This window comes from Streptomyces sp. NBC_01210 (genome assembly GCF_036010325.1).
In the GTDB taxonomy this organism is placed as follows: domain Bacteria; phylum Actinomycetota; class Actinomycetes; order Streptomycetales; family Streptomycetaceae; genus Streptomyces.
Genome location: NZ_CP108549.1, coordinates 5428824 through 5448616 on the forward strand (window position 1 = coordinate 5428824; position 19793 = coordinate 5448616).

A 19793-nucleotide genomic window follows, 5' to 3' on the forward strand; every position below is an offset into this window, starting at 1 on the left:
CGTGCCGATCGTGGCTCAGAGCAGCACCGAGACCGACTGGGTCTCCCGTTTCGCGGACGAGGTCATCGCCGAGTCGGAGCGACGTGCGCCTGGCAAACCGGTCGTCGTCGCGTCCGGTCTGTCGCCGTCCGGCCCGATTCACCTGGGCAATCTCCGTGAAGTGATGACCCCGCACCTGGTCGCGGACGAGATCCGGCAGCGCGGGCACGAGGTCCGGCATCTGATCTCCTGGGACGACTACGACCGGTACCGCAAGGTGCCGGCCGGGGTCCCCGGCGTGGACGACTCGTGGGGCGAGCACATCGGCAAGCCGCTCACCTCGGTGCCCGCACCGGCCGGGTCGGCGCACCCGAACTGGGCCGAGCACTTCAAGGCCGCGATGGTCGAGGCGCTGGCCGAGCTGGGTGTCGAGTACGACGGCATCAGCCAGACCGAGCAGTACACCTCGGGTGTCTACCGCGAGCAGGTCCTGCACGCGATGAAGAACCGGGGCAAGATCGACGCGATCCTCGACCAGTACCGGACCAAGAAGGCTCCCGCGAAGAAGTCGCAGAAGCCGGTGGACGAGGCGGAGCTGGAGGCGGCGGAGGGTTCCGGCGCGGCCGCCGAGGACGACGGCAGCGGCGGTGCCGGCGGCTACTTCCCGTACAAGCCGTACTGCGGCCAGTGCGAGAAGGACCTGACCACCGTGATCTCGTACGACGACGCGACGACCGAGCTGGTGTACACCTGCACGGCCTGCGGCTTCGGCGAGACCGTGCGGCTGAGCGAGTTCAACCGCGGCAAGCTGGTCTGGAAGGTCGACTGGCCGATGCGCTGGGCGTACGAGGGCGTGATCTTCGAGCCGAGCGGTGTCGACCACTCCTCGCCGGGATCCTCGTTCGTCGTCGGCGGGCAGATCGTGCGCGAGATCTTTGACGGCGTCCAGCCGATCGGTCCGATGTACGCGTTCGTGGGAATCTCCGGGATGGCGAAGATGTCGTCGTCCCGGGGCGGTGTGCCGACGCCGGCCGATGCGCTGAAGATCATGGAGGCGCCGCTGCTGCGCTGGCTGTACGCGCGCCGCAAGCCGAACCAGTCCTTCAAGATCGCCTTCGACCAGGAGATCCAGCGGCTGTACGACGAGTGGGACAAGCTGGAGGCCAAGGTCGCGGACGGGTCCGCGCTGCCGGCGGACGCCGCGGCGCACTCGCGGGCCGCGCGGACGGCCGCGGGTGAGCTGCCGCGTACGCCGCGCCCCCTGCCGTATCGGACGCTCGCCTCTGTCGTCGACATCACGGCGGGGCACGACGAGCAGACGATCCGGATCCTGAGCGACCTGGACCCGGCGAACCCGCTGGCCTCGCTGGACGAGGCCCGGCCGCGGCTGGACCGCGCCGAGAACTGGATCACCACCCAGGTCCCGGCCGACCAGCGCACCCTGGTCCGCGAGGAGCCGGACACGGAGCTGCTCGGCTCGCTGGACGACCAGGGGCGCGAGTCGCTGCGGCTGCTCCTGGAGGGGCTGGACACGCACTGGTCGCTGGACGGTCTGACGACGCTGGTCTACGGCGTGCCGAAGGTGCTGGCGGGGCTGGAGCCCGACGCCAAGCCGACGCCGGAGCTGAAGGCCGCGCAGCGGTCCTTCTTCGCGCTGCTCTACCACCTGCTGGTCGGCAAGGACACCGGGCCGCGACTGCCGACGCTGCTGCTGGCGGTGGGGGCGGAGCGGGTGCGCAAGCTGCTCGGCGCATAGCTGCTGCCGTGGCCGCCGCTGTGGCTGCCGCTGTACGGAGGGCCCTCGTCCGGGGATCGGACGAGGGCCCTCCGGCGTCGCCGCGAGCTTTGGTTACGCGATGTGTTCCGCGTCCGCGTCCGCGTCCAGTTCCGTCTGGTAGCGGTAGCGAAAGTCCCGCAGATAGCCCCTGAGTGAGCTCTCGCTCAGCGGGCCGCCGGTGCGGCCGGTGATGCCGTACAGGTCCATCAGATAGAGGCCGAACTGCCGGGCGTTCGGGAAGTCGCCGTGCTCGCTGACGTACTTGCGGAAGGCGTTGAAGTACGCCTCCTCACGCGTGAGGTCGTCGGGCAGACCGGACACCGGAAGTTCCTCGGCCTCCGACTCCGGGTCGGCGTACTCCTCGGCCGGCGGCTCCTGCCCGGCGGCCGGGCCGGGCTCGGCGTACTGGGCCTGGGTCCGGTCGTCCGTGCGCTGGCCGGGGACGACGCCGCCGAGGGGGCGGGTGCGGCCGGGGCCTGCCGGGACGCGCACCGGGGTGGGCTCCAGGCCCTCGACGTACGTCGGGTTGAACGCACTCTCGTACGCGTCCTGCGGCACCTGCGGAGCCGCGAACCAGGGGCTCTCGTGGTTCTCCTGCGGGTACTGCTGCTCCGCGTACTGCTGGTCTCCTTGGCCCTGGACCTGACCCTGGTCACCCGGGATCCGGCCCTGGCCGTCGTACTGCTCGTATTCCTCGTATTCCTCGTATTCCTCGTGCTCCTGGGGCCACTCCTGGCCGCCGGGCTCCTGGCCCTGCGCCCGCGGCAGCTGGGGCTGCGGTGCCGGGGCCGGCGGGAGCAGCGCCGGCTCGATGCCCGCCGCGGCCAGCCCGGCGGCAGCCGTCTCCGCCAGGGGTACGCCGTACTTCGCGAGGCGCAGCGGCATCAGCGACTCCACCGGTGCCTTGCGGCGCCACGCCCGTCCGAAGCGGGCCTGAAGGCGGGCCTGGTAGATCAGCCGGTCCTGCTCGAGCTTGATGACCTGCTCATAACTGCGCAGCTCCCACAGCTTCATCCGGCGCCACAGTTTGAACGTGGGTATCGGGGACAGCAGCCAGCGGGTGAGACGTACACCCTCCATGTGCTTGTCGGCCGTGATGTCCGCGATCCGGCCCACCGCATGCCGCGCCGCCTCGACCGAGACGACGAACAGGATCGGAATCACCGCGTGCATGCCGACGCCGAGCGGGTCGGGCCAGGACGCCGCGCCGTTGAAGGCGATGGTGGCGACGGTGAGCAGCCAGGCCGTCTGGCGCAGCAGCGGGAAGGGGATGCGCAGCCAGGTCAGCAGCAGATCCAGGGCGAGGAGGACGCAGATACCCGCGTCGATGCCGATCGGGAAGACGAGAGAGAAGTTGCCGAAGCCCTTCCTCACGGCGAGCTCGCGCACGGCGGCGTACGACCCCGCGAAGCCGATCGCGGCGATGATCACCGCGCCTGCGACGACGAGCCCGATGAGTATGCGGTGCGTGCGTGTCAGCTGCATCGCGGCCACCCGCGATCCCCTCCCGTTTTCGAATCCAGCGGGCACAGCCTGGCACATGCTTGCGGAGCCCGTCCCTCCGGGGAGCGACGGGCCCTGTCAACCGGCCCGGTGCGGAACCTACTTCGCGGTACCTACTTGTTGGCGGCGGTGACCGAGGCCACAGCCTCCTTCGCAGCCGTCACGGCGTCCTTCATCAGGTCGGAGGCGGACGGGCTCTTTGCGCCCGCGTAGCCGGTGCCGTTGTAGGTGAGCGTGATCACGACATTGCCGGTGCGCGCCACGATCGTCGCGTACGTGAAGTCCTCGCCGGTCTTCTTCAGCTCGTAGCCGACGGCCGTCGCCGCTTCGCCGACGCCGGTCGCGGGCGAGCTCCGCACGTTCTTGGCGCCCTCCGTGGATTTCGCCTTGGAGATCTCCTTGGCGTAGCTGTCCTCGGCGCGCTTCTCGCCGCTGACACCGAGGGACGACTCGGACGCGTACCGGAGGAAGGAGACATCGAGCCAGCGGTACTGCGAGCCCTTGACGCCGTTGTCATCCAGACCGTTCCAGGAGCAGCTGCCGCGGTTGGCGGTGTCCGTGGAGTTGCCGGCGGTGCCCGACTTGACCTTGGTCTCCGGCACCAGCTGCTCGATCGTCTTCGCGGAGATCGTCTTGCAGGGCTCGGGAAGCTTGGAGTACTTCGCGGGTGCGACGGTCGCCGGCTTCTGCTTCTGCGCATCCGGGGAGGAGGCGGAGGAGGACGAGTCCTTCTTGCTGTCGCTGGCGGAGTCCGACGAGCAGCCGGCGACGACAAGCATCACCGGGACGGCTGCGCAGGCGAGTATGCGGGTGAGTCGCGGGGCTGAACGGTGCATGGTTCCTTCAGTCGGTTGTCGTACGGTCCGGTTGTCGTGCGGTCCGGTCGGCGAGGCCACGGTACGCGGACATGGCCCGTCCACGGCCGTGTCTCCGGATACGTACGTGCGTCTGCGGACCCGTTCAGCCGGTGAACTGCTCGACGAGTCCGCGGGCCAGACTCTGTGCCTTTTCCTGCAGTTCCTTGCTGTCCGGCACCTCTGTCGTGACGGCCGCCTGCTCGGCGTACACGATGGTCACGATGACGTTCGATGTGCGGAAGACCACGCTCACGGTGCGGCGCTGGGCGGTGGATCCGGCCCCGGCCCCGGTGAGGACGTCGTCGAGGAAGGCGGCGTCGCCGAGGTTCTCGAGCACGCGCGGCTCCAGTCCGTCGGCGGTGCCGGTGCCCGACGGCGTTCCTGTGCCCGCCGGTGTGGATGGTGTCGTCGGCGGAGTCGCGGGTGCCGTGGACGTCGTAGGTGCCGCCGGTGTCGCCGGTGTCGTGGACTTTGTGGGGGACGCGGTGGGGGCCGTGGACTCCTGCCCCTTCTCGTCACGGGGGTCGACGGCGACCGGCAGCTGGGCGCCGGCCTGTTTCTCCGCGAAGACCTCCTGCGCCCGGTCCTCGTCGCTCACCGCCCCGTCGTAGGAGACGACGCGCTCGAAGTCGACCGTGAGGTGGTGGGAGGCGTACGGGGCGTCGGCCTTCCAGCTGCAGCCGACACGGCGGTCGGTGTCGTAGGTGACGGCGGCGGTACCGCGGTACACGTTCTGCTGCTGTTCCTCGGGCAGCTCGGCGGCACCGGGCAGCAGGTCCTTGAGGGTGGAGCGCTCGACGGAGCGGCAGGGCTCGCGGAGGGTGCGGTACTTACCCGGGGGCGCGGCGGAGGACTTGGCCCCGCCCGCCTTGGAGTCGGTGGCGGAGCCGTCGGTGCCGGTGCCGGCGGTGCAGCCGGCGACGAGCGCAACGAGGAGCGCCGCCAGGCCGGGTACGTACGCCTTTCGTTGCACGGTCCCAGGCTCCCTTCGGGAAGAAAAACGGTTGCCGCCCGATGGCGGCCGCTGGACACAATGTCTATCGCACACGCTGCCGTGGATGCCGGTCCGTTGAGTCTTTTGCGGTCCTTGGTGCCGGATTTTGCGTTTTAGACTTTTACGGGGGAATCGAGGGGTTATGTCGTATGTAGAGGTACCGGGCGCCAATGTCCCGATCCGGATGTGGACCGACCCGTCGAAGGTCGAGGGCGGCGCGATGCAGCAGCTGCAGAACGTCGCAACCCTGCCCTGGATCAAGGGCCTGGCCGTGATGCCGGACGTCCACTACGGCAAGGGCGCGACGGTCGGCTCGGTGATCGCGATGCACGGGGCGGTCTGCCCGGCGGCGGTCGGAGTCGATATCGGCTGCGGGATGTCGGCCGTGAAGACATCGCTCACCGCGAACGACCTGCCGGGTGACCTTTCCAGGCTCCGCGCCAAGATCGAGCAGGCGATTCCGGTCGGCCGGGGGATGCACGACGACCCGGTGGATCCGGGCCGGATACACGGTTTCCCGACGGGGGGATGGGACGACTTCTGGAGCCGGTTCGATGGGGTGGCCGATGCGGTCAAGTTCCGTCAGGCTCGGGCGACGAAGCAGATGGGAACGCTGGGATCCGGGAACCATTTTGTCGAGTTCTGTCTCGACGAATCGGGTTCGGTCTGGCTGATGCTGCACTCCGGATCCCGGAACATCGGCAAGGAACTGGCCGACTTCCATATCGGCGAGGCGCAGAAGCTGCCGCACAACCAGGGTCTGGTAGACCGCGACCTGGCGGTTTTCATCTCGGACACCCCGCAGATGGCGGCGTACCGGAATGACCTCTTCTGGGCGCAGGAGTACGCGAAGTACAACCGCGCGATCATGATGGGGCTCTTCCAGGAAGTGGTCCGCAAGGAGTTCAAGAAGGCGAAGGTGACCTTCGAGCCGGTGATCTCCTGTCACCACAACTATGTGGCGGAGGAGCGGTACGAGGGCATGGACCTGCTGGTCACCCGTAAGGGCGCTATCCGCGCCGGTAGCGGGGACTTCGGAATCATTCCGGGGTCGATGGGCACCGGTTCGTACATCGTGAAGGGGCTCGGGAACGCCAAGTCCTTCAACTCGGCTTCGCACGGCGCCGGTCGGAAGATGAGCCGGAATGCTGCGAAGCGGCGGTTCTCGACGCGGGACCTGGAGGAGCAGACGCGGGGTGTGGAGTGCCGTAAGGACTCCGGCGTCGTGGATGAGATCCCGGGTGCGTACAAGCCGATCGAGAAGGTGATGGAGCAGCAGCGGGATCTCGTGCAGGTCGTCGCGAAGCTCAAGCAGGTCATCTGCGTCAAGGGCTGACGTCCAGCACTCCATCTGATCGACAGAGCCCCGGGCCGCCCGGGGCTCTTTGCTGTTGAGCTTCGGCGGCCGAGAACGCTCGAAGCCCGATGCATTGTCAGTGGCTACGGATGCGGGCGCCACCAACCAGCAGGTTGCCGTTCCGACCTGAGCGACCGAAAGTCAGCCACGACGGCGGATGCGCCGACTGAACACCCGCGCGAGATCATGCCCTGAGCGGGATGGACGGGATGGATCAGCAGGCGCTGCAGCGACCGGGTATGGACCTGCTGGTCACCGGTAAGGGCGCTGTCCTTGCCGGTAGCGGGGACTTCGGAGTCATTCCGGGGTCGATGGGCACCGGTTCGTACATCGTGAAGGGGCTCGGGAACGCCAAGTCCTTCAACTCGGCTTCGCACGGCGCCGGTCGGAAGATGAGCCGGAATGCTGCGAAGCGGCGGTTCTCGACGCGGGACCTGGAGGAGTGGACGCGGGGTGTGGAGTGCCGTAAGGACTCCGGCGTCGTGGATGAGATCCCGGGTGCGTACAAGCCGATCATGGTGATCGTTTCGCTCTGGCGAGGCGAGTTCAGTCGGGCGTCGTCCGTGAGGCGGTTTCGGCGCGGGCGCCTGAGAATGAGACTGGTGGCCTCGCAGTCGGTCCATGTGCTGTCTCGGGGTTGTCGGGTCCGGGGTCGTCTGCCATGCAGCCTCTGACCCTTGGGAACTGGGTCTTGCGAGCGCGCAGGCGGTCTGGCGATGAGGACGGATGAGTCGGCGTCCGTGGTCGGCGACAGCACCCCACCACAGGGGTCGAGTCGCGGTCCTGGTCCGCAGGTATGTGCAGATCCGGCGCCGCCCCAGGTAGCTGAGACGTCCGCCGGGCAGGATGAGGAAGTGGCCATCCGGTACGTGGCCGCAGGCTTGAAGGCCGCCTACCCCTCGGTCGACCCGGCGGTCGTGGACGCAGCGGTCGCGACGGCCTACGGCACTTTCCGGCAGGCGAAGATCAGGGTTTACGTCCCGATTCTGGTGGAACGCCGGGTCCGGATCTTGCTGGGCGCCATCGGCCGTGAAGGTGCCTCCCCCGCGCCGGCAGCCGGGGGCGGCTCGGCCGTCTCACTGCCGACGACGCGAGGGACGGCGGAGGAGTCGACCGGGAGCACGGCGCGCTCTCCCCTGCGCAGCCGGTGGAGGCTCCGGAGGCTCCGGCCGTCGCACACGTCGGACGTGGGCCCCGACCGTGGTGAGCGCATATGAACGTGTGCCACTCGGCGTGACAGGAAAGAGGCGGGTCGTCATGACGGACGCCAGGGCCGAACGCATCGCGAAGCTCATCGAGCCACTGCGGGTGAAGCCGGGATCGCTGGTGAACCTGGGCAGGGACTTCGATCCCCGCTACAAGGCCGGCCTGAAGAAGAAGCATGGTGTAGAGCTGCTGCACACAGGTGTGTCGCTGCTCGCCGAGTACCAGGAGCGTCTGGCCGCCCAGGACACGTACGGAGTGCTGCTCTGTCTGCAGGCGCTCGATGCCGGAGGCAAGGACGGGACGATCCGGCATGTCATGAGCGGGGTGAACCCGCAAGGTGTCAAGGTGAGCAGCTTCAAGCAGCCCTCCACCGAAGAGCTCGACCACGACTACCTGTGGCGGTACGCCGCCAGGCTGCCCGCGCGCGGCGACATCGCGATCTTCAATCGTTCGCACTACGAGGAGGTCCTCGTCGTGCGGGTGCACCCGGAGATCCTCGATCGGCAGCGGCTGCCGGAGCATGTGCGAAGGGCGGATGTCTGGGACCGTCGCTACCGGGACATCAACAACTGGGAGCGCTACCTGACCGACAACGGGTTCAAGGTGGTGAAGGTCTTCCTGAACCTTTCCAAGGAAGAGCAGCGCATGCGTTTCATGAAGCGGCTCGACCTGCCGGAGAAGAACTGGAAGTTCTCCACCGCCGATGTCCGGGAGCGCCGGCGGTGGGACGACTATCAGCACGCGTTCTCCGAGATGCTCTCGGCGACCAGTACGCCGTGGGCGCCCTGGTACGTCGTACCGGCGGACCGGAAGTGGTTCGCGCGCATCTGCACGGCAGCGGTGCTGGCGCACACGCTGATGGACATCGACCCCCGCTTCCCCGTGGTCGGCAAGGAGGCGCGCAAGGACCTCCAGGCCGCCAGGCACGAGCTGGAGGCCGAGGCTCCAAAGGGCGCGCCGGCCGATCCGTACGCGGCCAGGCATCCGGTCCCCGAAGCCGGCGGCGAACAGCACCGAAGGGGCCGTACCGCGAAGCGGAAGCATTCGTAGCGGCGCGGCGGACCAAGAAGGGCATGCGGACTGGGACCCGTCAGGACATGGCGGACCGGATCCGGATCGGAGGCCTGAGATGGAGATGCAGTCGAAACGGCCGGCCCAGCGGCCCGTTGCTCCGGTGTCCTGGTACACGCGTGATCCGCAGGAAGTCGCGTCGCAACTCGGTGTCGATCCGGTGTCCGGACTCTCCTCGGCACGGGTCGCCGAGTTGCTGGCCGTGAACGGACCGAACACGCTGCCGGAGGAGAAGCCGAGTCCGGCGTGGCGGCGGTTCATCGAGCAGTACCGCAGCTATATGCAGATCGTCCTCGTGGCAGCGGCGGTGGTCTCACTGCTGATCGCGCAGTGGAGCACAGCGATCCTGCTCATCGCGCTGACGCTGCTCAACGCGATCGTGGGCCTGCGCCAGGAGGGCAAGGCCGAGAGCGCGATGAACGCGCTGAAGTCCATGCTGACGACGACTGCCCGGGTGAGGCGCGACGGAACCGAGTCGGAGATCCCGGCGGAACAGCTGGTCGTGGGCGATGTCGTGCTCATCTCCGCGGGGGACCAGGTCCCGGCGGACGGGCGGATCATCGAAGCTCACGCACTGCAGATCGACGAGTCGGCCCTCACCGGCGAGAGTGTCCCCGCCGCGAAGGACGCCAGAACACTGCCGGACGCCGCCTTGGGCCCGGGGGACCAGTCGAACACGGCGTTCATGCACACCCCGGTCACGCACGGCAGCGGTCTCGTCATCATCACCGGGACCGGCGAGGACACGGAGCTCGGAAAGATCTCGGAGATGCTGTCGGCGACCGAGAAGGAGGAGCCGCCGCTCACCAAGGAGCTCAACAAGCTGACGCTGTGGATCACGGCCGCCGCGGGCCTGACCATGATCGTGATGTTCGCCCTCGGGCGCAGCCGCGACCAGGCATGGGACGCCCTGTTCGTCAGCGCGGTCTCACTGGCCATCGCCGCCATTCCCGAGGCCCTGCCGACGGTGACCCAGGCGATCCTCTCCGTCGGCAGTCTCAACCTGGCGAAGCGCAATGCGATCGTGAAGGAGCTGCCGTCGGTCGAGACCCTGGCGTTCACGTCGGCGATCAACTCGGACAAGACCGGCACCCTGACCATGAATCAGATGACAGCGGTCGAGGTCGTGACCCCCACCGACCGGTACACCGTCTCGGGCACGGGCTACGGCCTCGACGGGAAGATCCATCACGCCGCAGGCTCCTCCGCGGGCATCGAGGACGCGATCCTCCCGTACCTCGTCGCGAATGACGCCAAGCTGGTGGACGGGGAGGTCGTGGGCGACCCCACCGAGGGCGCGTTCCTGGTGCTGGCCCACAAGGCGGGGCTGGACATCGAAGCCACCCGTGAGCGGCTGTCCCGCATCGCCACGCTGCCGTTCGACCCGAGCTACAAACTGATGGCCACCTTCAACTCCGCCGTCGATGCCTCCGGCCGGCCGGTGATGCGATGCTTCGTCAAGGGTGCGGCTCCGGCGGTGATGGCCCGCGCAGCCACCGCGCTCTCGGCCGGCGCGACCATCCCGTGGGACGCCGAGCTGACTCGGCGCGCCCAGGAGCAGGCCGAGCGCATGGGCGGTGAGGGACGCCGGGTGATGGCGGCGGCCACCCGGGATCTGGACCCGGCCGGCTTCGATCCCGACGCCGACCTGCTCGCCTACGTCACCGACCTGCAGATGACCAGCCTCGTCGGCATGGTCGATCCACCACGCGACGAGTCCCGGGCCGCCGTGGCGAGCGCCCAGGACGCCCACATCCGGGTCCGCATGGTGACCGGGGACGATGTCACCACCGGTGCCGCCATCGCCCGGCAGCTCGGGATCCCCGGGAAGGCTCTTCTCGGCGCCGATTTCGCCGCGCTCCCCGAGCACGAGCAACTGGCCCGCATCGACGACATCGGTGTGGTGGGGCGGGTCGCGCCGGAGCACAAGGTGCTGCTCGCCGCCACGCTCAAGAAGAAGGGCGACGTCGTGGCGATGACCGGCGACGGAGTCAACGACGCGCCCGCCATCAAGTCCGCCGACATCGGTATCGCCATGGGCAGCGGCACGGACGTGGCGAAGAACGCGGGGCGGATGATCCTTTCCGACGACAACTTCGCCACGATCGTCTATGCCGTGGAGCAGGGCCGAAAGCTCTACGACAACCTGACCAAGTACATCCGGTTCGTACTCCTGCTGCTGGTCACCTTCGTGCTGACCTTCCTCGGCGCCACCATTTTCAATATCGCGGCCGGTGAACCCTTCACCCCGCCGCAGGTGTTGTGGATCCACTTCGTGGTCAACGCCTCGTTCGGCTTCGCGCTCGGCTTCGACCAGAAGAGCCCGGGGCTCATGCGGCGCAGGCCGCGTCCTCGAGGGGAGTCGGTGCTGACCCGGCCCGTGATGGTGACGGTCGGGCTCGGCGGACTGGCGATCACCGTCATCCTGCTCGGACTGATCAAGCTGGGTGAGTCCCACTTCGGCAGTGTCCGCATCGGCAGTTCGATGGCGTTCACCGCCTTCGCGCTCTGTCTGATCGTGGCCGCGTTCGAATGCCGCAGCGAGACGGATTCGGTACTGACGACGAGCACGTTCGACAGCAAGCACATGAACTGGGTGGCGCTGGCCCAGTTCGTGCTCGCGGTGCTGGTGACCCAGTTGGACGGGTTCCGCCGCATCCTCGACACCACCGAGATCAATGTGCGGCAGTTCGGCTGGGCACTGCTGTCCGCCGTCGTGCTGCTGCTCCTGTGGGAACTGGGCAAGCTGCTGGCCCGCAGGGCGCAGCGCAGCGGGTGAGGGCGCCCCGTTCCCTCGTCCGTGACCATGCGGGCGCGGACCTGTCGGAAGGACACCCGTGTCGAAGCAACCCGGCGCCCCCGGCGGAGGTTGGCGTCGTGCTGTACCGGGGGTGCCGGGCCTCGCGGTATTCAGGGGCACCGACGGAGCTTGCTGCGTGGTGATCTGCTGGCGGGGGTCACGGTCGCCGCGTATCTCGTGCGGCAGGTCATGGCGTACGCCAGCGTCGCGGGCCTGCCACCGGTCGTGGGTCTGTGGGCCATCCTGCCCGCGCTCGTGCTGACGCCTTCCTGAGTTCGTCCTGGCTGCTGTCGGTGGGGCCGGAGTCGACGACAGCGCTGATGACCGCGACCGTCGTGGGGCCGCTCGCCGGGGGCGATCCCGCGCGGTACCGCCCGCGTCGTCCCAATCCGGGGCCGCGCGGCGTTTCATGTCCGCCGTGGCCGCGGGCAAAGGGGAGCCGATCGCTGTATTCGACGTACCCGTGCAGCGAAACCCACCCGCTCCGCTAACATGTTCGAGCTCGCAATGATCACGTTGAAATATTACAAATCGGCTGAAAAATTGATATCTACGGTAGCGCGAGGGTGGTTTTCGCGAATAGGCGGCGGCCTACGGTTGGCTGCATGGCGTCAACCACGCGTCATGCTGTGGGTCGCGGTGAGTGTGGTGGGCCTCGGGTTCCTCATTGCACTGGAGATCGCCGCGCGTCGGTACGGCGAGCGGGGGCCGATCACCGACCAGGCGCGAGAGGTGATATTCGCCCCCAAATCGGGGACGGTGCTGTACGTCAGTATGGCGTTGACGATGGTGGTGCTCACCTGGCGGCAGCGGTTCATCGCGGTCGGCGCCGCGGTCGGCATCGACGTCGTCTTCTGGCTTGTGCGGTGGGCTGTCGACGCCGAGATGATGTACGGCAACGGCGCGTTGTGGGTGACTTTGGCCTGTGCCGTCATCGCCGTCACGCGTCGCACCGGCCGGGACCGCGTCCTGCTGCTGAAAGGCGTCGGACTGGCCCTGCTGCTGGTGGCCGGCCGCAAGACCGGCTACACCTGGCTGCTGATCACGTCGAAGACCCGCCCGGCGGTGCTCGACCAGTACGTGGCAACCGCCGATCACGCGTTGGGCAACCCGTCGTGGCTGGTAGGCCGGATTGTCGAGGCCACCGGCACGGTCGGCGCCGAGGTTCTCAACTGGGTCTACGTTCAGCTCGCGGTGGCCGCGGTCGTCGTCGCGCTGTACCAGCTGCGCAACGTGGCGGTCGAGCGCCGCTTCCCGGGCCATCATCTGGTGCGCACGTTTCTGGTCATCGGCCTGCTCGGGCCGGCTATCTACATGATCTACCCGGTGGTCGGACCGGTCTTCGCCTACGGTGCCGACGGGGGGCACTGGGCGGTGGCCAACCTGTGGCCGGACACGCCGCCGCCGGTCAGTACCCCGCGTTCGATGCCCTTCGACGAGGTCACCCCGCGCAATTGCATGCCCAGTCTGCACACGGCGTGGGCTGCCGCGATCTTCATTCATTCCCTTAAGGGCCCGCGGGCTCTGCAATTCCTGGGCGCGTTCTGGATGATTGCCACGCTCGGCGCAACGCTGGGCTTCGGCTACCACTACGGCGCGGACATCGTCGCCGGTGTGGTGTTCACGCTCACGATCGAGACGGCGCTGCGCTCGCTCGACCGCGGCTGGGACAGGCAGGGAATCCAGCTGGTCGTCTACGGCGCCGCGGTCTTCGCTGCCCTCTTGGCGTCGTATCGCTATCTGTCGATGGAGATGGCCGAACATCCGTGGGTGTTCGGGCCGCTGCTCATTCTGGCGATGAGCTCGGTGGTCTACGGCTACGTACGGACCACCAAGCTGTGGGAACGGAAGCCCGCGTCGGCGCATTTGCCGGAACCGCGACGCGAACCGCAGCCCGAACTGGTTTGAGTCATGTTGCAGCTGCATCAGGGTTGGCCGCAGGACATAGAAGCTGAATCACGGTATGAGGGTGCGTTGCGGTGACATCGGCGCGCCCGTGACCTGACGCGTCAACGTGATTGTCGGAGCCTGGTGTCACAGCTCGCCTGTCCGGCCAGTCGTGGAGTTCTGGAGGCTGAGCGGGCCCTCCCGCGCCTCGGTCGTCGTACGTCGGCCTCCGCTGCCCAGCGATCACCAGTGGTGGTCACTTTGCGTAGGAGGCAGCCCGGCCTCCGCTGCGAGATGCTGATTGCACAGACAGCCGTGCTGGGTTCGGTGGCGAAGGAGGCCCTTACGGCATGCACCCCGACGACGCCGAGGCACTACTCCACGCGCTGTTCACCCAGCCCCCGATCGGCCTGCACGTACTGGACCCCGATCTCCGGATCGTGCGGTTCAACGCCGCGGCGCCTGGCGTACAGGGCTTCAGCGAGAGTGAGGTCGTGGGCCGTACCTTTCGGGACCTCGGGTTCGTCGTGGACGACGTCGATCGCATGCTCCGCAGGGTGCTGGCCACCGGGGAATCGGTCAGCAACTTCCAGTACGAAGGCCGTCTGCCCCGTGGTCCCGCTGGACTGCGGGTGCTGGCCGTCTCGGCATTCCGCCTCCAGAGCACCGACGGCCGCACCCTGGGGGTCGCCGCCACGGTGGTCGACATCACCGAGCAGTATCGCGCCCAGCGACGGCTGGAACTGCTGTACCGCGCCGGTGAACAGATCGGGACCACCCTGGACGTGTTCCGTACGGCGCAGGAACTCGCCGACGTCGCTGTGCCCGGCCTGGCCGACGTGGTGGAGGTCGATGTTCTCGATTCCGTGATGCACGGCGATGCCCCCTCTCCAGGGCCTTTGCTCAACCAGGTCACCCTGCGACGGGCGGGCTTCCAGGCGGCGGCCCCGGAGGCGGTTCGGAGCTCGTACGAGGTTGGGGATGTCAGGGTGATGCGGTACGGCTACGGCACCCCGTATGCCCAGTCCCTGACAGACCTGCGGCCCCGTCTCATTCGCGCACTGGACAAGGACGGGGGGTGGCCGACCAGGGACCCGGATCAGGCCCGGATGCTGCGGGAGGCGGGTGCGCACTCGTTCATGGCCGTGCCGCTGGCGGCACGGGGAGTGGTCCTTGGGATAGCCGCCTTCTTCCGCACGAAGCGTGCACCGCCCTTCGAGGAAGCCGACGTGAGCGTCGCCGCTGACCTGGTGGCCCGGGCCGCGGTATGCATCGACAATGCCCGCCGCTACACGCGCGAGCACACCCTCGCCCGACTCACTCAACGGTCATTGGTGCCTACCCGGCTGCCCATGCACACGGCCGTCGAGACCGCGTACACCTATCTGCCGGTGGCCTCCGGCGGCGCCTGGTACGACGTCATCCCGCTGTCCGGCGCACGGGTCGCGCTCGTGGCGGGCGATGTGTGCGGGCAGGGCATGAGGGCCGTGACCACCATGGGACGACTGCGCACGGCAGTCACCGCCTTCGCGGCCATGGACCTGCCGCCCGACGAGCTTCTCGAACGCCTCCACAGCCTGACCGAGGAACTCTCACGCGACTACCCGCCTGCGCAGGACGACCACTGGTCTGTGCTGACGGCGACCTGCCTCTACATCGTCTACGACCCCTCCGACGGCAGCTGCGTCCTGTCCCGGGCCGGTCACCCTCCGCCCGTCCTCGCCCTGCCCGATGGCACGGTGCGGATCGTTGAAACCCCGACCGGCCCAGTCTTGGGGCGAGGAGCATCCTCGTACACCAGTACGAGCGTGGATGTGCCCGAGGGCAGCATCCTCGCCCTCCAGAACACCGGGCTCCTCCAGGGCACCACGGAAAGCCGTCTCCCCGTCTACCGGAAAGCCCTGGGCAGAACCACGGGGACCCTGCAGGACACGTGCGACGCTCTGGCTGCCTCACTGCTCCCCGAGCCCCCCGACGACGACGCCCTGCTGCTCCTCGCACGTACCCGCGCACATGGCCCGGACAAGCTGGCCTCCTGGACGCTGCGCAACGCCCCGGAGAGCGCCGCCGAGGCCCGCCGTCTGGTCGGCGCACGGCTCGCGGAATGGGGCCTCACCGACCTCGACTTCAGCACCGGGCTCATCGCCAGCGAACTGGTGACCAATGCCGTCCGCTACTCCGACGGGCCGATCGGGCTACGCCTGATCCGCGACGCCGTTCTGACCTGTGAGGTCGCGGACATCAGCAACGCCTCCCCACATCTGCGACACGCCGAGGACGACGACGAAGGCGGCCGCGGCCTGTACCTGGTCGCCCAGTTCACCCAGGACTGGGGCACCCGGCGCACCGGGAGAGGCAAGATCATCTGGACGGAGCAGACGCTCCACTGACGCGAGCACACCGGGGCTGAGCAGTTGGAGGGGCGGTGTGCGTGGCGCAGCCGTCAGTGCTCGCGGTGCACCTTGGAGTTGGAGGCCTGGGCGCGGGGGCGGACCACCAACAGGTCGATGTTGACGTGGGAGGGGCGGGTGACGGCCCAGGTGATGGTCTCTGCGACGTCGTCGGCGGTGAGGGGCTCGGCCACGCCCGCGTAGACCTTGGCGGCCTTCTCCTCGTCACCGCGGAAGCGGGTTGTGGCGAACTCCTCGGTCTTGACCATGCCCGGGGCGATCTCGATCACGCGGACCGGAGTGCCGACGATCTCCAGGCGGAGAGTCTCGGCCAGGACGCGGGCGCCGTTTTTGGCGGCGACATAGCCGGCGCCGCCCTCATAGGTGGCGTGGCCCGCGGTGGAGGAGAGGATCACGACGGTGCCGTCGCCGCTCGTGGTGAGCGCCGGGAGCAGAGCCTGGGTGGTGTGGAGCGTGCCGATGACATTGACCTCGTACATCGTGCGCCAGTCGGCGGGATCGCCGGTGGCGACGGGGTCGGCGCCGAGTGCGCCGCCGGCGTTGTTGACGAGGACGTCGCAGCGGTCGAGGGAGGCGGCGAAGGTGTCGACGGCCTGGCGGTCGGTGACATCGAGGGCGTACGCGGTGGCCTGGTAGCCCGCGCCGGTGAGCTCGGCGGCGAGTGCCTCGACGCGGTCCTTGCGGCGGGCGGTGAGGACGACGTGGTAGCCGGCGGCAGCCAGTTGCCGTGCCGTGGCGGCTCCGATGCCGCTGCTGGCTCCGGTGATGACGGCGACGGGGGTCCCAGCGGCGGTCATGTCGTACTCCTCGCGCGTGTGATCTATTACGGCCAGGATAGGCGGCCTTGTGCGGGTCGCGGAGTCAGCGGCCGCGGGGGGCGTACATGATCACGGCCATGCCCGCGAGGCAGATCATGGCTCCGGTCACGTCCCAGCGGTCGGGGCGATAGCCGTCGGCGACCATGCCCCAGGCGATCGAGCCCGCCACGAAGACTCCGCCGTACGCGGCGAGGATGCGCCCGAACTCGCCGTCCGGCTGGAGGGTGGCGACGAAGCCGTACGCACCGAGGGCGATGACTCCTGCGCCGATCCAGATCCAGCCCCGGTGCTCCCTGAGCCCTTGCCAGACGAGCCAGGCTCCGCCGATCTCGAAGAGGGCGGCGACGAGGAAGAGAGCGGCGGAACGGGCGACGAGCATGGATACAGGCTGTCATGCAGGAGGCCGGAGACTCGCCGGAGCTGATGAATAATCAGGTTCAATAAGGATTAATCGGTATCTTCTGACTATGTGTGCGATGCGCAAGGCGCTGTGGGCGGTGTCCGCCGCGGCGGTGATGGTGGTCGGTTCGGGGGCGAGCGCGGCCGCGGGTGACCGGGTGATCGCGCCGGAGTCGGATGTGGCGCACCACGGCCATGTCTCGCTGACGGACGGGTGGCTGGCGGTGTGGCTGCTGAGTGAGAGTCACGGTCCCTCCAGCCTCACGAACGCGACCGTGCGGCTGTCCTTCTCGGTGTCTCTGGCCGGAGTGCAGGATCTGCCGGCCGGGTGTCTGTGGGCCGAGGACCGGGTGGTGTTCTGTGCCACGGGCTCGCTGCCGGCAGGCGGGGTCGGACGGCAGCTCGCGCTCGATCTGAGGACGGTGGGCACACCGGACGAGGTGGTCGTCACCGTCGGTACGCAATGGAACGGCGGCGCGACCGACCGGAACCCGCAGAACAACGAGCACCGGGTGCTGGTGCCGGCGACCGGGGACCGGTACGTCTTCTGAGCGGGTGCCTTCCCGGCGGGCTGCTCAGCGGCCGGCTGCCCAGGCGATATAGCCGTCGGGGCGGATCAGGAGCGCGGTGCGGCGGTCCGTCGTCCAGTGCGCCCGTATGACACGGCCCGGGGCGGCCGGGGCCGCGGGTGTCTCGCCTGCCGGGCCGACCAGCACGAACTCGCCCTTGCGCAGCAGTTCGTAGAGCCGGCCCTCAGCGAGATCCAGGTCCGGTGCGCGCCTGCCCGTGAGGCGGTGGGCGCCGCGCGTCGCGCCGTACGAGATGCCGATCCCGGAGATCATGCCCATCGCCCTGTCGGCAGCGGGACGGACCGCGTTCAGGAACCGGGACGCGAGGGAGCGGGCCGTGCGCTGAAGCGGGGTGTGGGCCATGGCGAGGCGGACGATCGCGCCACTGCTGCGCAGGACCATCGCGCCGACGCGGTGCCGCTCGGTCTGGTAGCTGTCGAGCAGGGCCTGGGGGTCGGGGGCATTGCCGTGGAGGACTGAGGCGAGCTTCCAGGAGAGGTTCGCCGCGTCCTGGAGGCCGGTGTTCATGCCCTGGCCGCCGGCCGGGGAGTGGACGTGCGCCGCGTCGCCGGCGAGGAAGACACGACCGGTCCGGTAGGCGGGGACCTGGCGCTCGTCGCTGTGGAATCGGGAGATCCAGCGGGGGTCGTGCATGCCGTGGTCGGTGCCGAGGGCGAGGCGGGTGATCTCGCGCACCTCCTCGAGGTCGACGGGCTCGCTGTCGGGGACCTGGCGCTTGCGGTTCCAGCCCATGACCCGGTACCAGCCGTCGCCGAAGGGGGCGATGAAGGCGAAGGCGTCTCCCGTGCCGTTGACGGTGAGCAGGCCTTCGGGCTCCTCGGTGAGCTTCACGTCCGCAAGGACGATGGACCGGATCACGGAGACGCCCGGGAACGGCAGGCCCAGGGACTTGCGCACGGCGCTGCGCACCCCGTCGGTGCCGACCAGATAGCGGGCCCGGAGGGTGGTCCGCACGCCTTCGGCGTCCTGGATCTCGGCGGTGACCGAGCCCGCGTCCGATCCCGAGCCCGCGTCCGCGTCGGCGGACTGGTGCAGGCCGAGCAGTTCCGTCCCGTACCGGAAGTCGACGCCGGTGGACAGCGCCCGGCGCTCCAGCAGATGCTCCACCTCGTACTGCGGGGTGATCAGCAGATAGGGGAAGCGGGACGGCAGCCGGGACAGGTCCAGCGAAAGCCGGCCGAACAGCCGCAGGCCGGTGATCGGGGTGCCCTTCTTGACCAGCTCGTCGGCCAGGCCCCGGGCGTCGAGGAGCTCGAGCGTGCGGGCGTGCACCCCGAAGGCGCGCGTCATATTGCTGGTCTCGTGCGGACGGCGCTCTATGACCGTGACCGAGATGCCCGCTGCGGCGAGGTCGCCCGCAAGCAGCATCCCGGTGGGGCCCGCGCCCACGACGAGGACGTCAGTGATGTCGCCCGCAGCATCGGCCGCGCGGGATGTTCCGTTGGTGCTGGGCTTGCCGGTCATGGCTCTGCCTCCTGAATGCCAACGTTTGTTGGTCAACGCTTGTTGGCAAATGTAGAGCCGACAGCGCTGGCGTGTCAACACTTGTTGGCCTACAGTTGTTGGCATGAAGACGGAAGTCCCAAGCGGTCCACGCCGCTCCGATGCCACCAAGGCCGCGATCCTCGAAGCCGCCCGCGAGCGCTTCGCGGCCGACGGGTATGAGCGCGCCACCATCCGTGCCATCGCGCGCGACGCCGGCATCGACCCGTCGATGGTCATGCGCTACTACGGAAACAAGGAGGGGCTGTTCGCCGCCGCCTCCGAATTCGACCTGCGACTACCGGAGTTGGGCGCTCTGCCGCGCAAGCACATAGGCGCGGTACTCGTCTCCCACTTCCTCGACCGGTGGGAGCAGGACGAGGTGCTGACCGCTCTGCTGCGGGCCAGCGTCACCAATGCGGCGGCAGCCGAGCGCGCGCACCAGATCTTCAAGGGGCAGCTCGGGCCCGTCGCCCTCGGCGTCTGCCCGGACCCCGCCGAGGCTCCCCGCCGGGCCGCACTTGTCGCCTCCCAGATCCTCGGCATGGCGCTTGCGCGCTATGTGCTCCGCTTCCCGCCCGCCGTCGAGATGACCCGTGAGGAGCTGGTGAGCTGGCTGGCCCCGACCGTGCAGCGCTATCTGACGGACGAGCGACCGTAGT

The 19793-nt window shown here is 68.7% G+C and carries 15 protein-coding genes and 2 pseudogenes; 11 read left to right on the top strand and 6 right to left on the bottom strand.

Going from position 1 to position 19793, the window contains the following annotated elements:
- The first annotated feature begins 1 nt into the window (after position 1).
- On the top strand, positions 2-1735 hold the full coding sequence (gene lysS / locus OG735_RS24710) for a lysine--tRNA ligase (protein WP_327325348.1): 1734 nt from the start codon (positions 2-4) through the stop codon (positions 1733-1735).
- A gap of 93 nt (positions 1736-1828) precedes the next feature.
- On the opposite strand, the gene OG735_RS24715 is transcribed toward lysS, so the two are convergent.
- The 3 genes from OG735_RS24715 to OG735_RS24725 form a co-directional block, all read right to left on the bottom strand.
- A complete protein-coding gene (locus OG735_RS24715; protein ID WP_327325349.1) occupies positions 1829-3250 on the bottom strand; it encodes a DUF2637 domain-containing protein in 1422 nt (473 codons plus the stop codon).
- Between the two features lie 122 nt (positions 3251-3372).
- Complete coding sequence (locus OG735_RS24720; protein WP_327325350.1) at positions 3373-4095, bottom strand: DUF3558 family protein; 723 nt, start codon at positions 4093-4095, stop codon at positions 3373-3375.
- A gap of 124 nt (positions 4096-4219) precedes the next feature.
- Positions 4220-5089, bottom strand: a complete 870-nt coding sequence (locus tag OG735_RS24725) for a DUF3558 domain-containing protein (protein WP_327325351.1) — start codon at positions 5087-5089, stop codon at positions 4220-4222.
- A 163-nt stretch (positions 5090-5252) separates the two neighbouring features.
- On the opposite strand from OG735_RS24725, the gene OG735_RS24730 reads away from it, so the two are divergent.
- The 8 genes and pseudogenes from OG735_RS24730 (at position 5253) to OG735_RS24765 (ending at position 15821) form a co-directional block, all read left to right on the top strand.
- Complete coding sequence (locus OG735_RS24730) at positions 5253-6446, top strand: RtcB family protein (protein ID WP_327325352.1); 1194 nt, start codon at positions 5253-5255, stop codon at positions 6444-6446.
- Positions 6447-6703: 257 nt separating this feature from the next.
- Positions 6704-7006 (top strand): annotated as a pseudogene (locus OG735_RS24735) (RtcB family protein); the annotation flags it as partial.
- Positions 7007-7321: 315 nt separating this feature from the next.
- Positions 7322-7684 carry a three-helix bundle dimerization domain-containing protein gene (locus tag OG735_RS24740; protein WP_327325353.1) on the top strand — a complete coding sequence of 121 codons (363 nt, stop codon included), beginning with the start codon at positions 7322-7324 and terminating at the stop codon, positions 7682-7684.
- Positions 7685-7724: 40 nt separating this feature from the next.
- Positions 7725-8723: a polyphosphate kinase 2 family protein gene (locus OG735_RS24745; protein ID WP_327325354.1), complete on the top strand. Its 999-nt coding sequence runs from the start codon at positions 7725-7727 to the stop codon at positions 8721-8723.
- A 79-nt stretch (positions 8724-8802) separates the two neighbouring features.
- Entirely contained in the window at positions 8803-11523 is a 2721-nt protein-coding gene (locus OG735_RS24750) for a cation-translocating P-type ATPase (RefSeq protein ID WP_327325355.1), read from the top strand.
- 112 nt (positions 11524-11635) lie between these two features.
- Positions 11636-11915, top strand: a pseudogene (locus tag OG735_RS24755) (SulP family inorganic anion transporter); the annotation flags it as partial.
- A gap of 253 nt (positions 11916-12168) precedes the next feature.
- Entirely contained in the window at positions 12169-13452 is a 1284-nt protein-coding gene (locus OG735_RS24760) for a phosphatase PAP2 family protein (protein WP_327328441.1), read from the top strand.
- A 329-nt stretch (positions 13453-13781) separates the two neighbouring features.
- Positions 13782-15821 carry an ATP-binding SpoIIE family protein phosphatase gene (locus OG735_RS24765; protein ID WP_327325356.1) on the top strand — a complete coding sequence of 680 codons (2040 nt, stop codon included), beginning with the start codon at positions 13782-13784 and terminating at the stop codon, positions 15819-15821.
- A gap of 53 nt (positions 15822-15874) precedes the next feature.
- On the opposite strand, the gene OG735_RS24770 is transcribed toward OG735_RS24765, so the two are convergent.
- Together OG735_RS24770 and OG735_RS24775 are read right to left on the bottom strand one after the other, a co-directional pair.
- A complete protein-coding gene (locus OG735_RS24770; protein WP_327325357.1) occupies positions 15875-16639 on the bottom strand; it encodes an SDR family NAD(P)-dependent oxidoreductase in 765 nt (254 codons plus the stop codon).
- 64 nt (positions 16640-16703) lie between these two features.
- Positions 16704-17039: a YnfA family protein gene (locus tag OG735_RS24775; protein ID WP_327325358.1), complete on the bottom strand. Its 336-nt coding sequence runs from the start codon at positions 17037-17039 to the stop codon at positions 16704-16706.
- Positions 17040-17127: 88 nt separating this feature from the next.
- On the opposite strand from OG735_RS24775, the gene OG735_RS24780 reads away from it, so the two are divergent.
- Entirely contained in the window at positions 17128-17610 is a 483-nt protein-coding gene (locus tag OG735_RS24780) for a hypothetical protein (RefSeq protein WP_327325359.1), read from the top strand.
- 24 nt (positions 17611-17634) lie between these two features.
- Here the strand turns inward: OG735_RS24780 and OG735_RS24785 are convergent, their stop codons facing one another.
- A complete protein-coding gene (locus OG735_RS24785) occupies positions 17635-19113 on the bottom strand; it encodes an FAD-dependent monooxygenase (RefSeq protein ID WP_327325360.1) in 1479 nt (492 codons plus the stop codon).
- A 103-nt stretch (positions 19114-19216) separates the two neighbouring features.
- Between OG735_RS24785 and OG735_RS24790 the strand changes: the two genes are divergently transcribed.
- The gene (locus tag OG735_RS24790; RefSeq protein ID WP_327325361.1) at positions 19217-19792 is read left to right on the top strand and encodes a TetR/AcrR family transcriptional regulator; all 576 of its coding nucleotides are present in this window, start codon (positions 19217-19219) and stop codon (positions 19790-19792) included.
- The last annotated feature ends 1 nt before the right edge of the window (position 19793 follow it).

Excerpts from the sequence above, each read along its gene's own strand:
- OG735_RS24730 (WP_327325352.1), top strand. The coding sequence starts at position 5,253 with ATGTCGTATGTAGAGGTACCGGGCGCCAATGTCCCGATCCGGATGTGG.
- OG735_RS24765 (WP_327325356.1), top strand. The coding sequence starts at position 13,782 with ATGCACCCCGACGACGCCGAGGCACTACTCCACGCGCTGTTCACCCAG.
- OG735_RS24745 (WP_327325354.1), top strand. The coding sequence starts at position 7,725 with ATGACGGACGCCAGGGCCGAACGCATCGCGAAGCTCATCGAGCCACTG.
- OG735_RS24750 (WP_327325355.1), top strand. The coding sequence starts at position 8,803 with ATGGAGATGCAGTCGAAACGGCCGGCCCAGCGGCCCGTTGCTCCGGTG.
- OG735_RS24780 (WP_327325359.1), top strand. The coding sequence starts at position 17,128 with ATGTGTGCGATGCGCAAGGCGCTGTGGGCGGTGTCCGCCGCGGCGGTG.
- OG735_RS24775 (WP_327325358.1), bottom strand. The coding sequence starts at position 17,039 with ATGCTCGTCGCCCGTTCCGCCGCTCTCTTCCTCGTCGCCGCCCTCTTC.
- OG735_RS24785 (WP_327325360.1), bottom strand. The coding sequence starts at position 19,113 with ATGACCGGCAAGCCCAGCACCAACGGAACATCCCGCGCGGCCGATGCT.
- OG735_RS24720 (WP_327325350.1), bottom strand. The coding sequence starts at position 4,095 with ATGCACCGTTCAGCCCCGCGACTCACCCGCATACTCGCCTGCGCAGCC.
- OG735_RS24770 (WP_327325357.1), bottom strand. The coding sequence starts at position 16,639 with ATGACCGCCGCTGGGACCCCCGTCGCCGTCATCACCGGAGCCAGCAGC.
- OG735_RS24760 (WP_327328441.1), top strand. The coding sequence starts at position 12,169 with ATGCTGTGGGTCGCGGTGAGTGTGGTGGGCCTCGGGTTCCTCATTGCA.
- OG735_RS24790 (WP_327325361.1), top strand. The coding sequence starts at position 19,217 with ATGAAGACGGAAGTCCCAAGCGGTCCACGCCGCTCCGATGCCACCAAG.